Annotated in this window: 13 protein-coding genes; 10 read left to right on the forward strand and 3 right to left on the reverse strand. The window is 64.5% G+C overall.

What is annotated here, in order from left to right:
* Positions 1 to 108: 108 nt before the first annotated feature.
* On the reverse strand, positions 109 to 897 hold the full coding sequence (locus DCG74_RS12005) for an SDR family NAD(P)-dependent oxidoreductase (RefSeq protein WP_172784790.1): 789 nt from the start codon (positions 895 to 897) through the stop codon (positions 109 to 111).
* Positions 898 to 1162: 265 nt separating this feature from the next.
* Between DCG74_RS12005 and DCG74_RS12010 the strand changes: the two genes are divergently transcribed.
* From DCG74_RS12010 to DCG74_RS12025, 4 genes are all read left to right on the forward strand, one after another.
* On the forward strand, positions 1163 to 1567 hold the full coding sequence (locus tag DCG74_RS12010; protein WP_172784789.1) for a YciI family protein: 405 nt from the start codon (positions 1163 to 1165) through the stop codon (positions 1565 to 1567).
* A gap of 52 nt (positions 1568 to 1619) precedes the next feature.
* Positions 1620 to 1985 carry a YciI family protein gene (locus DCG74_RS12015; protein ID WP_172784788.1) on the forward strand — a complete coding sequence of 122 codons (366 nt, stop codon included), beginning with the start codon at positions 1620 to 1622 and terminating at the stop codon, positions 1983 to 1985.
* A 127-nt stretch (positions 1986 to 2112) separates the two neighbouring features.
* Entirely contained in the window at positions 2113 to 2853 is a 741-nt protein-coding gene (locus DCG74_RS12020) for a TetR/AcrR family transcriptional regulator (RefSeq protein WP_172784787.1), read from the forward strand.
* Between the two features lie 121 nt (positions 2854 to 2974).
* A complete protein-coding gene (locus tag DCG74_RS12025; protein ID WP_172784786.1) occupies positions 2975 to 3466 on the forward strand; it encodes a DUF2852 domain-containing protein in 492 nt (163 codons plus the stop codon).
* A 160-nt stretch (positions 3467 to 3626) separates the two neighbouring features.
* Here the strand turns inward: DCG74_RS12025 and DCG74_RS12030 are convergent, their stop codons facing one another.
* Positions 3627 to 4790: a fatty acid desaturase gene (locus tag DCG74_RS12030; protein ID WP_172784785.1), complete on the reverse strand. Its 1164-nt coding sequence runs from the start codon at positions 4788 to 4790 to the stop codon at positions 3627 to 3629.
* A 311-nt stretch (positions 4791 to 5101) separates the two neighbouring features.
* Between DCG74_RS12030 and DCG74_RS12035 the strand changes: the two genes are divergently transcribed.
* Complete coding sequence (locus DCG74_RS12035; protein ID WP_172784784.1) at positions 5102 to 5869, forward strand: serine acetyltransferase; 768 nt, start codon at positions 5102 to 5104, stop codon at positions 5867 to 5869.
* A gap of 11 nt (positions 5870 to 5880) precedes the next feature.
* On the opposite strand, the gene DCG74_RS12040 is transcribed toward DCG74_RS12035, so the two are convergent.
* Positions 5881 to 6396, reverse strand: a complete 516-nt coding sequence (locus tag DCG74_RS12040) for a DUF2231 domain-containing protein (RefSeq protein ID WP_172784783.1) — start codon at positions 6394 to 6396, stop codon at positions 5881 to 5883.
* 428 nt (positions 6397 to 6824) lie between these two features.
* On the opposite strand from DCG74_RS12040, the gene tolQ reads away from it, so the two are divergent.
* The 5 genes from tolQ (at position 6825) to DCG74_RS12065 (ending at position 12973) form a co-directional block, all read left to right on the forward strand.
* Entirely contained in the window at positions 6825 to 7541 is a 717-nt protein-coding gene (gene tolQ / locus DCG74_RS12045) for a protein TolQ (protein WP_172784782.1), read from the forward strand.
* Between the two features lie 43 nt (positions 7542 to 7584).
* A complete protein-coding gene (tolR, locus tag DCG74_RS12050; RefSeq protein WP_172784781.1) occupies positions 7585 to 8037 on the forward strand; it encodes a protein TolR in 453 nt (150 codons plus the stop codon).
* 4 nt (positions 8038 to 8041) lie between these two features.
* A complete protein-coding gene (locus DCG74_RS12055; protein WP_172784780.1) occupies positions 8042 to 9001 on the forward strand; it encodes a protein TolA in 960 nt (319 codons plus the stop codon).
* 41 nt (positions 9002 to 9042) lie between these two features.
* Positions 9043 to 10389, forward strand: a complete 1347-nt coding sequence (tolB, locus tag DCG74_RS12060; protein WP_172785222.1) for a Tol-Pal system beta propeller repeat protein TolB — start codon at positions 9043 to 9045, stop codon at positions 10387 to 10389.
* A gap of 253 nt (positions 10390 to 10642) precedes the next feature.
* Positions 10643 to 12973: a bifunctional diguanylate cyclase/phosphodiesterase gene (locus DCG74_RS12065; RefSeq protein ID WP_172784779.1), complete on the forward strand. Its 2331-nt coding sequence runs from the start codon at positions 10643 to 10645 to the stop codon at positions 12971 to 12973.
* Positions 12974 to 13021: the final 48 nt, after the last annotated feature.

Genomic DNA, 13021 nt, shown 5'->3' on the forward strand with positions numbered 1-13021 from the left:
GCAGTCCGTTGGCGTAACCCACCATCTTTCTGACCGCGTGAGAAGTGGTGGGTTACGCGCCGCGACCGCGCTTCGCGCAGCCGCAGCGCTAACCCACCCCTACAAATTCTACCCGTTGCGCCTCTGCCCGCGCAGCGTCGGCAGGCCGATACCCGCCGCATCGAAGCCGCCGTCCACGGCCAAAATTTGGCCGGTGATGTAGCTCGCGCTGCCCGAGCACAGGAAATAGATCGCTTCCGCGAGTTCCTCCTCCAGGCCGTAGCGGTTGAGCGGAATGGCGTCGTGATAGTCGGCGCGGATTTCCTTGGTGTGCACCTGCTTGGCCATGGCGGTGTCGACCGGTCCCGGCGCGACCGCGTTGACACGGATGTTGAGCGAGGCGAGCTCGACTGCGAGCTGCTTGGTGAGGTGCGCAAGGCCTGCCTTGCTGGTGCCGTAGGCCGAGCGCAGCGTCGAGGCGCGCACGGCCGAGATCGAGGTGATGTTGACGATGGCCCCGCCATTGCCGTCGCGCATCAAGGGCACGGCCGCCTTGGTGCAGAGGAACGGACCGGTGAGGTTGACCTCGAGCACGCGGCGCCAGTCGGCCTCCGACGTCTCCATCAGCGGCGCGAACACGGCGATGCCGGCATTGTTGACCAGCGCATCCAACCGGCCGAACCGCCGCTCGATCCCCGTCATCGCATGGCTGACTGCGGCCGCGTCGGAAACGTCGCAGGTGAGCGCCAGCGTCGCCTCACTCTGGCCGATCTCGGCAACCGCGCGGCCGAGCAGCTCGCCCTCGATGTCGAGCAGCGCCACGCGCCAGCCTTCTGCGAGGAACTTCTTCGCGGTCGCAAGCCCGATGCCGCGGGCGGCTCCGGTGACGAGGGCGACTTTTTGCGTGGCTTGCGGCATCGGCTGATCTGTCCTGTGTCGGGGAGGGGCGTGCGAGAGCGCCGGCCCCTTTTACTGCGCTTTCGTTTCGGCATGAAAGGCCTCGCGCCGTGCCGATCGAGCCCGGTGTGGCCCAGAATGCGCCAGACGCGGCTGCGCCCGCGGCCTCCAAATAATTTCTGTCCCGCTGTCGGCCCGGCAGAAGGTCGTTCGTCTTGGAGGGGAGCGCGGGCCAGCCGTTTCCGCCCGCAGGACATATCGGAATGGACTGACAGCGAGGAGCCCCATGCGATTCATGATGCTGATGATCCCGCTCGGCTACGAGAATGCGCCGCCGGAGGTGCAGCTCGATCCCGAGCGCGTTGCGGCGATGATGCGCTACAACGAGGCGCTGAAGGATGCGGGCGTGCTGATCACGCTGGACGGACTGCACCCGCCGTCGACCGGCGCGCGCGTCTCGTTCGCGACCGGCAAGCCTGTGGTGACCGACGGGCCCTTCGCGGAAGCCAAGGAAGTCCTGGGCGGCTATTGGATGATCGAGGTCGCCTCGCGCGAGGAAGCGATCGCGTGGGCCAGGAAGTGCCCGGCTTCGCCGAACGAGATCGTCGAAATCCGGCAGGTGCACGAGATCGCCGATTACTCGCCCGAGGTGCAGGAGATCCTCGCCGGGTTTGGCGACCTGAAGACGTAGACGACACAGCCGCTGCGTGATGTCCCCAATCTTTCAACCCCAGGAGAAAACCATGAGCACCGAACACAAATTCCTCGCCATCTATCTCGGCAGCACGACGGGATCGAAAATGGCGGCGTGGCGAGCACTGCCCGAGGCCGAACGGAAGGCGAAGGAGCAGGAGGGCATGGCGGCCTGGCAAGGCTGGGTCGAGAAGCACAAAGCCGTGATCGTCGAGATGGGCGGCCCGCTCGGCAAGACCCGTAGGATCGACGCCAATGGCATCACCGAGATCAGCAACGCGCTGACCGGTTTCACGGTGGTGCGCGCCGCCTCGCAGGAGGACGCTGCAAAGCTGTTCGAGAACCACCCGCATTTTGCGATCTTCCCGGGCGAGGCCATCGAGGTCATGCCCGTGCTGCCGATTCCGCAGATGTAGCTTCCGGCGATCGTCATTCCGGGGCGGCTCTTCGAGCCACTTCGGAACGACTGCGGAGACTACGGGGTTAATCACGCCCCATCGCCGCTAGTGACCTTCGCGCCCGGCTCATGTAAAGGTCGTTCACATGAGCTGGCGCAAGGAGCAGCGCCGCGCCGAGCGCGGCTATCACCACGGCAATCTGAAGGAAGCCCTGTTGCAGGCGGCCCTCGGGCTGATCGCCGAGAAGGGGGCTGCCGGCTTCACCTTCGCCGATGCCGCGCGCATGGCCGGCGTCAGTGCGGCGGCGCCCTATCGGCATTTCCGCGATCGTGAGGAGCTGTTGTCCTCGATCGCGCAGCGCGGCTTCGAGCAGTTCGAGGCGCGCCTGTCCGCGGCCTGGGACGACGGGCGGCCCGATACGGTCACCGCGTTCGAGCGCGTCGGCAAGGCCTATCTCGCCTTCGCCCGCGAGGAGCCGGCCTTCTACAATGCGATGTTCGAATCTGGCGTGCCGGTCGATGCCAATGCCGCACTTCAGGCGGCCAGCGAACGCGCCTTCAACATCATCCGAGCCGCAGCCGAGCGGCTCGCCGCGCTAACGCCGCCCGGCACGCCCCGACCGCCGGCCATGATGATGGCGCTGCACATCTGGTCGATGGCGCATGGCGTGGCCTCGCTGTTCTCGCGGGGCGATGCCGCGCGACGCAAGCTGCCGATGTCGCCGGACGAGCTGCTGGAGGCCGAAGTGCTGATCTATCTGCGCGGCCTCGGTTTCCCGACCGACCGCCGTCCTGCGGGCAAGGGCGCCGCGCCGCCGCCGGTGCCGCCGGAGGCTCCCTCCGGTTCGGGCGTCCCGCCCGGCGGTCCCTGGGGCAAGCCGAAATAAGATTGCGCGAATAATCACGCGGGCGTGTCTGGCGGCCAGCTTGACAAAATCGCGGGATAGTCTAGCTATGTAAATGTTATTTACATTCACAACGGCGCAGTTGCCGTGATGGAGATGGGAAATGGCCTACACCGCTGATGTCAATCGATGGCGCGGCCCTTCGGACCAATACCAACAGTACGAGCGCCCCCGCATGCTCGATACGCCCTGGCATCCCGGCTGGATCGCCGTGACCATTCTCGGCTTCATCATCTGGTGGCCGATCGGACTTGCCCTTCTCTTTTTCACACTCGGGAGCAGAAGAATGTCGTGCTGGAGCCACCAGGATCGCTGGCAGAACAAGATGGAAAAGATGCAGTACAAGATGGATCGCATGCGCGACCGCATGGATCGCCGCGGCTTCGGCTTTGGCTTCGGCCCGCCGTCCTCCGGCAACCGCGCCTTCGACGAATATCGCGCCGAGACGCTGCAGCGCCTCGAGGAAGAGCAGCGCGAGTTCAAGGATTTCCTGACCCGCCTGCGTCACGCCAAGGACAAGGAAGAGTTCGACCAGTTCATGGCGCAGCACAAGACGCGTCCGACCCCGCCGCCGACCGACCAGCAGCAGGGTTGATCCGAAGAAGTCCACCTCTCAAAGCCTTCAGGCGCATGCCCCCAAAGTCCTGATGGCCCCGAGCCGCCCGCCTGCGCAACCCGCAGGCGGGCGGTTTGGTTCTTGGGGGGAGTGCGGCTGGGCAGCCGCGACGTTCAGATGGCCTTGCAGGTCACCCTGGTCAGCGCGCGGTGGCGAGCTGCGCGCGAACCGACGTCAGGAAATGCTCGTAGGCGTGGTCCACAATCTCGTTGAGCGATCGCGTTCGCGCGAACATCGCCCTGGCTTCGGCGAGAAACTCGTCGCGGGTCGGGATCTTCGGCAGATGCAGATGCGTCAGCGCATCGACGCTCTCGTGGGCGCGATTAAAGATGTCGTGCAGCGTCGGCAGTTGCAGCTGGGCCATGTCGGCCCTGTGCAGCGCCGACGAGATCGCGTGCGCCAGCGCGTGAGCGTCGAACTGTCCGGCGAGCTGGCGGGCTGCCCTGTTGATGACCCGTGCGCCGAGCTGCTGCTCGTTGCGCAGCACCAGTTCGGGCGGCGCCTTCATGTTCCAGACGATGCCGAACCAGGACAGGACCTTCAGGATGTAATAGGTCACGTCGACCTCCCACCAGCGAAAGCCTTGTCGCACGCTGCTCTGGTAGGCGTGGTGATTGTTATGCCAGCCCTCTCCCAGGGTGAGTAAGGCCAGCAGCCAGTTGTTGCGGGAATCGTCGCCTGTCACGTAGCGCTTGCGTCCATGGACATGGGCCAGCGAGTTGATGCAGAAGGTCGCGTGATAGACCAGCACCGTGCTCCAGAGGAAGCCGACGATCAAACCTGACCAGCCCGCAACCAGGAAGCAGAGCGCTGCAAGCACGACGGCCGGCAGAAGCTCCAGCCGATGCAGCCACATCAGCTCCGGATAGACCGTGAGATCGCCGACCTTCACGAGGTCGGTCGCGTCGTGCTGCCGGTAAAAAATCCAGCCGACATGGCTGTACAGGAAGCCGCGTTGGCGCGGTGAGTGCACGTCCAATTCGGTATCGGAATGGAGATGATGGTGCCGATGCTTGGCCGCCCACCACAGAACGCTCTTCTGTGCGCTGCTCTGCGCGAGACAGGCCAGGATGAATTGAAACGCGCGCCCTGTCGCAAAGGCCCGATGAGAGAAATAGCGGTGGTAACCTGCCCCGATTGCGAACATGCGCACGACGTACAACGAACCGCAGATCGCGACGGCCTGCCAGGTGACGCCCGACCAGATGGCCGCGAAGCAGCCGAGATGGACCAGCACGAACGGTATGGCGGAGGGGTACATGACGTCGTCATGGTGGTCGTCGGCGAGCGCGTTGGGCGACATGTCTTGGCGTGACCTTGGGTGAGGGGGATCGGGTATTCGCATCGGCCGCGCAGGACGTCGGGTGCGAAAAACCCGCGGATGGCGGACCACCGCGGGGGCTTGAGATGCTCTGCGTGTACATCCCCGGCCAACGCAGCGCCGGCCGAATAGCAAGCGAACTATATGGTCGGGGGTGCCTGGCATGCAAGCTCGTAGCCTCACGGGGAGCTGCGGCATGCTGTTTGGGGGCCACGCGTGCGCCGTGGCGCGGGGGCCAGCCACGTCCTATATTCGGCACCTGAGTAGGACGCGCAAGAATACCGGAGGCGGCAATGGCGGAAGCTGCGACAATGGCGGGCGACAGCCTCTGGCGGAGACTTCGCAGCGAGGCGCAGCGCGCGGCCGCTGCCGATCCCGTGTTCGGCAAGGCGCTCGCCGGCGCCATTCTCGCTCATGATAATTTTGCCGCAGCCTTATCCGATCTGATCGGCCAGCGCCTCGGCAGCAATGCCGCCGAACGCGCGCGCTTCGCATCCTTTGCCCGCGACGCCTTTCACGGCGAGCCGGACCTGATCGAGACCGCCAGCCGCGACTTGCAGGCCATCGCATCTCGCGATCCCGCCATCGCCGAGCTGCTGCCGCCCTTGCTGCACTACAAGGGCTACGTCGCGCTGCAAGCCTGGCGCGTCTCGCACTGGCTGTGGCATCGTGGCCAAATCGATGCGGCGCTGCTGTTTCAGAACGAGGCGTCGAATGTCTTGCAGGTGAGCATTCATCCGGCCGCCAGCATCGGATCGGCTGTCTATCTCGACCACGCCACGGGCATCGTGATCGGCGCCAACGTCGTCATCGGCGACGAGGTCACCATCCTGCAGAACGTCAGCATCGGCCGTCGCAGCGAGCTGCCGACACGCTCGCCGCGGGTCGGCCGCGGCGTCTTCATCGGATCGGGCGCGACCATTCTCGGCGACATCGCTATTGGCGATTTTGCCAAGATCGGCGCCGACACGGTCGTGACGCGCGACATCCCCGCTGGCTGCACGGCGGTCGGCAATCCCGCGCGGCTGACCAACTGCCCCGAGGCAGCATCGGCCGCCTGAAGGGCCCTCGCTTACGCGGCGCGGCGATGTTCGCCGCCGTGATGCGGGTTGACCGGCTCCGAGCTGGTCTGGCCCGGCGCATCCAGCACCGCGACGTGGTGGCGGTAGACCATCTCCCAGCCCTTCCATCCGGTGAACAGGAGGATGCCGACCACGACCAGGGAGAGCACGACGCCCCACGGCTTGATCGACGCCTCCGCGCCTTGGGCGTAGCGGAGATAGAAATTGACCAGGGCCAGCACGACCGCGGCGAGATTGCCGACCATGTGATACCAGGCATCGTTCAGGCGACGGATGCGGGGCTCGCTGAAGAAGTCGGTGAAGCCGGCTGCGGCGGCAACCAGCGCCATGACGACGCCGGCGCCGATCAGCCACATCGCGGCGCGCGCCCAGAAACTGTCACCGGTTCCGATGAACGCCAGATCGGCAATGGGCGCGCCGACCAGGAACGCGACCGGGAACGGGATCAGCATGGGGTGGAGCGGGTGATCGCCGATGGCGGCGGTCGTCTTGGGGTTGATGGACATGGCAAGACCTCGCTGAAAGTGATTTTCCGGACAATTTTTGGGGCGAAAGCTGGTTCCTCCGGCCGTACCATGGACGCGGAACCCGTGCTCCGGGCGCGACGCAGCGTCCTTCATCCCCCTGTGCGAACTGCCTTTCCCGCAGCCAGATGCGCCGCCGGTAACCCCGCATTAACCATCGGCGGGCTCTGGTAAGGCTGGACAGGCGTGCCCGGAGCCCGACGTCAAGGCCTGGGGTCGAGGCCCCTTAGTTTTGACATCTTGGCGGGGAATGCAGGCGGCCGGCTTTGGACTAGCCCTGCACCCCAGAAAGACAAGGCTTTGAGCGGGCTTGCCGGCCGCGCGGGTCCAGCGCGGCTGTTGGGGAATACCGGCTGAGATTTGCTGGCCGAAGGACATTAGGTAACGATCGCCTTGAGAGGATACTGCTTATGAATCCGGCCGAATTGGCTCAGTCAGCCCTTCCGGTTGCTGCCTCCGCCGACGTGTCGCTGATTGCGCTGTTCTGGCAGGCTCACTGGATCGTGAAAGCGGTGATGCTGGGACTTCTGTCCTGCTCGGTCTGGGTCTGGGCGATCGCCATCGACAAGATCTTTCTCTACGCGCGCACCCGCCGCTCGATGGACCGGTTCGAGCAGGCGTTCTGGTCCGGCGAGTCGATCGAGGAGCTCTATCGCACGCTGTCGGCCAAGCCGACGCATTCCATGGCGGCCTGCTTCGTGGCGGCGATGCGCGAGTGGAAGCGCTCGTTCGAGAGCCATGCCCGCTCGGTCGCAGGGCTTCAGATGCGCATCGACAAGGTGATGAACGTCTCGATCGCGCGCGAGGTGGAGCGGCTGGAACGGCGCCTCTTGGTGCTCGCGACCGTCGGCTCCGCCGGCCCCTTCGTCGGCCTGTTCGGCACGGTCTGGGGCATCATGTCGAGCTTCCAGTCGATCGCGGCGTCGAAAAATACCTCTCTGGCGGTGGTTGCCCCCGGCATCGCCGAGGCGCTGTTTGCGACCGCCGTCGGCCTCATCGCCGCCATTCCTGCCACTATTTTCTACAATAAGTTCACCTCCGAGGTGAACCGGCAGGCCCAGCGGCTCGAGGGCTTTGCTGATGAATTTTCAGCCATCTTGTCCCGTCAGATCGACGAGCGGGGCTGAACGACGGCATGTATAGTGTGAAGGGCAATTTGGGCACGCGATCATGGCCATGAACGTTGCGAGTTCGTCCGGCGGCGGCGGGCGCCGCGGCCGGCGCAAGCCGGTCGTGGCCGAGATCAACGTCACGCCGATGGTCGACGTCATGCTGGTGCTGCTCATCATCTTCATGGTGTCGGCGCCGATGTTGACGGTCGGCGTGCCGCTCGACCTGCCCCAGACCAATGCCAAGAGCCTCGAAAACAACGACCAGAAGCCGATCCAGATGTCGGTCGACATCAAGGGCAAGGTGTTCATCAACGATACCGAGATTGCGCTGAATGAGCTGATCCCGAAGCTGAAGGCGATCACCGATGCGCGCGGCGGCCTCGAGGAGCGCATCTATCTGCGCGCCGACAAGAAGGCGGATTACGGCACCGTCGCCAAGGTGATGGGCCAGCTCTCGGGCGCCGGATTCAAGAAGCTGGCGCTCGTCACGGAAGCGGATCAGGGGTCTTGAGGCCGTGAAGGTGAACGTCGACAAGACACTCGTTGCGTCGATTGCCCTGCATGTCCTCGTGCTGGGATGGGGGCTCGTCACCTTCAGCAGCAAGGCCTACATCGCGCCGGAGGAGTCGCTTCCGGTCGACATCATCTCCACCGATCAGCTCGCCAAGATGATGGCGGGGCAGAAGACCGGCAAGAAGGAAGAACCGAAACCCAAGGTCGAGAAGATCGCCGAACCGAAGCCCGAGGAAGACGCCGTCGGCAAGGTCACCGAGAAAAAAGAGCTGATCAAGACCAACTCGCAGCCGGAGCCGCCGCCGAAGCCCGTCGAGAAGCCGGTCGAGAAGAAGCCGGAGCCGCCCAAGCCCGTCGCCGAGGCCAAGCCGAAGGAAGAGCCGAAGCCGCAGGACAAGAAGCCTGATCCGGCCAAGGAAGATCCGATCGCCGAGCTGCAGAAGAAGATGGAGACCAAGAAGCCGCCGCCGAAGCCCGTGGAGCAGAAGGTCGCCGCGGTGCAGCCGCAGCAGCAGCCCAAGCCCAAGGAGCGCACCTTCGATCCCGCGCAGATCCAGCGCGACCTCGACAAGCGCGCCGCGACCCGGCACGAGCTCGCCGGGTCGACGCTGAACGCGTCGGCATCGCTGGGGGCGGCGACCGGGACGGCCGCCAACAATGTCGCGACCTGGCGCGGTGCATTCCAGGGCGCCGTCAAGCGCTGCTTCACCCCCACCTATAACGGGCAGGATGCCGATCAGTACGAGGCTGACATCGACATTCCCATGAAGATCGACGGATCGCTCGCCTCCGAGCCGATCGTCGTCGCAGTGCGTGGACCGTCGCGGTCGATCGCACAGGCGGTGGCGGAGAGCGCCAAGCGTGCCATCGTGCAGTGCCAGGTCTATTCCTTCATGCCGAAGCAGCAGTACGAGAGCTGGAAGCTCATTCCGATGACTTTCGGCCTGAAAGATATGTTGTGACATCCGAACAAAAGAATTCTGCGATGAATGACGTGAGCTCGATGAACCGCCGCCGCTTCATGACCCTGACCGGATCGACGCTCGCGATGCTCGGGAGCGGACGCGCCTTCGCTCAAGGGCAGGAGGGGCGCCTGCGCATCGATCCCACGGCATTCCAGCCGATCCCGATCGCGATCACCAGCTTCCTGCCGGGCTCGCCGTCCGACGGCGACGTCGGCAACGGCGTCACGCAGGTCATCACCAACAATCTGAAGCGCTCGGGCCTGTTCGCGCCGATCGACCAGGCCGCCTTCATCGAGCGCATCAGCAACATGGACGTCGCGCCGCAATTCCAGAACTGGAAGACCCTCAACGCGCAGGCGCTCGTCACCGGCCGCATGACGCGGCAGCCGGACGGCCGTCTCAAGGCCGAATTCCGTCTGTGGGACGTCATCTCCGGCCAGCAGCTCGCCGGCCAGCAATATTTCACCTCGCCGGAATATTGGCGCCGCATCGCGCACATCATCTCCGACCAGATCTACGAGCGCATGACCGGCGAGAAGGGCTATTTCGACAGCCGCGTCGTGTTCGTGGACGAGACCGGGCCGAAGGAGCGCCGCGTCAAGCGGCTCGCGATCATGGACCAGGACGGCGCCAATGTGCGCTATCTGACCCGCGGCTCCGACCTCGTGCTGACGCCGCGCTTCTCGCCGAACTCGCAAGAGATCACCTACATGGAGTTCGGCCAGGGTGATCCGAAGGTCTATCTCTACAACATCGAGACCGGCCAGCGCGAGATCGTCGGCAATTTCCCCGGCATGACCTTTGCGCCGCGCTTCTCGCCGGACGGCCAGCGCGTCATCATGAGCCTGCAGCAGGGCGGCAATTCCAACCTGTTCGTGATGGATCTGCGCTCGCGCTCGACCACGCGTCTCACCGACACGCCGGCGATCGACACCTCGCCGTCCTATTCGCCCGATGGCAGCCGGATCTGCTTCGAGTCCGATCGTGGCGGCAGGTCGCAGATCTACGTGATGAGTGCGGGTGGCGGACAGGCGCAGCGCATCTCCTTCTCCAAGGACGACACCAACGCCAGCTACTCCACCCCGGTGTGGTCGCCGAAGGGCGATTACATCGCCTTCACCCGGCAGGGCGGCGGTCAGTTCGCGATCGGCGTCATGAAGCCCGACGGCTCGGGCGAGCGGCTGCTCACCTCCGGCTTCCACAATGAAGGCCCGACCTTCTCGCCGAACGGCCGCGTGCTGATGTTCTTCCGCGATCCCGGCGGCAACGGCGGGCCGTCGCTGTACTCGGTCGACATCTCCGGCCGCAACGAATTGAAGGTGCCGACGCCGGGCTTCGCCTCGGACCCGGCATGGTCGCCGCTCTTGTCCTCGACCTCGGGCTGACGACATCTGAAACATCGCGCGTTCAGACGCGCGATGTTTTCGAAAAAACGCGCCGATTTTTCCGCGTTCTCTACGAAGGGCAACACTTCCTTCACCTTGGGCCCCGGCAAGAGTTTCCTACCTGCCTGATATATCAGGCGAAAGCCATTTCGTCGTTGCCGAAAACAACTCGACTTTAACGATGTTCCCTCAGAAAGGCTTCACCTGAAGTGGGTAAAAGTACGCGGCAAACAGGACGCGCGTACAAACACCAATGCAGTTCGCAAGCCAGAGCAGAGAGCCGGACCAGGCCTCGCCGACGATCTCGGCGGCGCTGACCGATTCGCTGTTCGAAGCTCCCGGCACGGTGCTTACCGGCATTGTGTTCTCGGCATTCTCGGCCTCGCTGACGGCGCTCAAGACCGGACAGGTGCTGCTCTGGGGCTTTGTTCCGCTTCTCATTCTTGCGGGAGCTATACGCGCTTTCGATCTCAGTCGATACCAGGCTCAAAAATCGGTTCTGAGCGCCGAACGAGCGGCGCGTTGGCAGAAGCGCTACCAGATTGGAGCGCTCATTCAGGCGGCCGTAATCGGTCTCTGGTGTTCCACGACGCTGTTGAGCAATGAAGATGCCGTCGCCCACATGATTGCGCTCTCGGTCACCACCGGAATCGTGGCGGGAGGGGCCGGGAGAGCTTATGGACGGCAGTGGATATTTCGTCTGCAAGCCACTCTGATCTTCGGACCGGCCGTGATCGCGCTGGCGCTGCACCGCACGCCCTATTACGTCGCGATGTCCGTCGTCTGCGCCGCGTTCCTCCTTTCGGTCATGCGGCTGTCCGGCAATCTGCACAAGATATTCTTGCGCGCGGTTGTCGCACGCGAACGCGAGGCTGCGCTCGCCGGCCAGTTCGACACGGCGCTCAACAACATGCCGCACGGGCTCTGCATGTTTCGCATCGACGGCCAGCTCGCGGTGATGAACCACCGCTTTGCTGCCATGATGAAACTGCCCGGCAATCTCACCCAGAGCAGCATGACAGCGCGCGACATCGTCGCCGCATGTGTCGAGGGGGGATCGATCTCGGCCGCGAGCGGCGCTGCGATCATTGCCGATATCGAAAACGCGCATGCGAAAGAGATCATCACCGCCGACCCCGATTCACAAAGGAACCGTTCGCTGTCATGGACCGTACAGCCGATGGCTGACGGCGGTGCGGTGGTGCTGCTCGAGGACATTACGGAGCGGCGCACGGCGGAGGCCAGGATCAGCCATCTGGCCCGCTTCGACGATCTCACGGCGCTGCCGAACCGCGTCAGCTTCCGCGACGAGATCGAGCGACTGCTGGCGAGCACGCATCATGCCGAGCGGCTCTCCGCACTGCTGTTCATCGATCTGGACCAGTTCAAGCAGGTCAACGACACGCTCGGCCATCCCTGCGGCGACCAGCTCCTGTGTGCGGTGGCCAACCGCCTGCGCGAGATGCTGCGGCCCGAAGATTTCGTCGCCCGCTTCGGCGGCGACGAGTTCGTCGTGTTCCAGCAGAACCTCGCTTCGCCGGAGGACGCGGCGGCGCTCGCCCGCCGCATCGTAGAGCGGCTGAGCGAGCGCTATCGCATTGACAATCACCTGGTCGAGATCGGCGCCAGTGTCGGCATCGCGCTGACCTCGCCGGATGGCACCAGCGCCGACACGCTGCTCAAGAATGCCGACATGGCGCTGTACCGTGCCAAGGCCGACGGTCGCGGCACCTTCTGCTTCTTCCGCGACGAGATGGCGGCGACCGTCGAGGCCCGCCGCATCCTCGAGCTCGACCTGCGCAAGGCGCTCGCCAACGAGGAGTTCGAGCTGTTCTATCAGCCGCTGGTCAATCTGAAGTCCGGCAAGATCACCACCTGCGAAGCGCTGCTGCGCTGGAATCACCCGGTGCGCGGCACGGTGTCGCCGATCGACATCATCCCGGTCGCGGAGGACATGGGCCTGATCGTCGATCTCGGCCGCTGGATCCTGCGCCGCGCCTGCGTGGAATGCATGAAGTGGCCGGAAGGCGTCAGCGTCGCCGTCAACTTCTCGCCGCAGCAATTCCACCAGCGCGACGTCCTGAGTGAAATCCGCTATGCCCTCGAAGTGTCGGGCCTGCCGGCGCATCGGCTCGAGATCGAGATCACCGAGTCTTCGCTGTTGCGCAACACCCAGCTGACGCACGACATCCTGTCGCAATTGCACGCGCTCGGCGTGCGCATCTCGCTGGACGATTTCGGCACCGGCTATTCCAGCCTCAGCTATTTGCACAACTTCCCCATGCAGAAGGTGAAGATCGACCGCTCCTTCCTGGAAGGCATCGACTCGGACCGTCCGCTGACGCTGCTGCGGGGGGTGGCGCGGCTATCCGCCGACCTCGGTATGTCGGTGGTGGTGGAAGGAATTGAATCCAACGAGCAACTCGAGCTCATCAACGCCGACGGGACAGTGACCGAAGCGCAGGGATACCTGTTCAGCCGGCCAGTCCCTGCCGTGCGCATTCGTCAGCTGCTCAATGCCTCCTACGGCGTTCGCGGCGGCAACGATCAGTCCCTCGCGGCTTCGGCGCGATCGATCGCCTGACCTCCCTTCCGACTTCACAAAGGCTCTTCTTGTCGGTGTTTTTACGGG

The organism is Bradyrhizobium sp. WBAH42 (assembly GCF_024585265.1).
GTDB lineage: Bacteria > Pseudomonadota > Alphaproteobacteria > Rhizobiales > Xanthobacteraceae > Bradyrhizobium.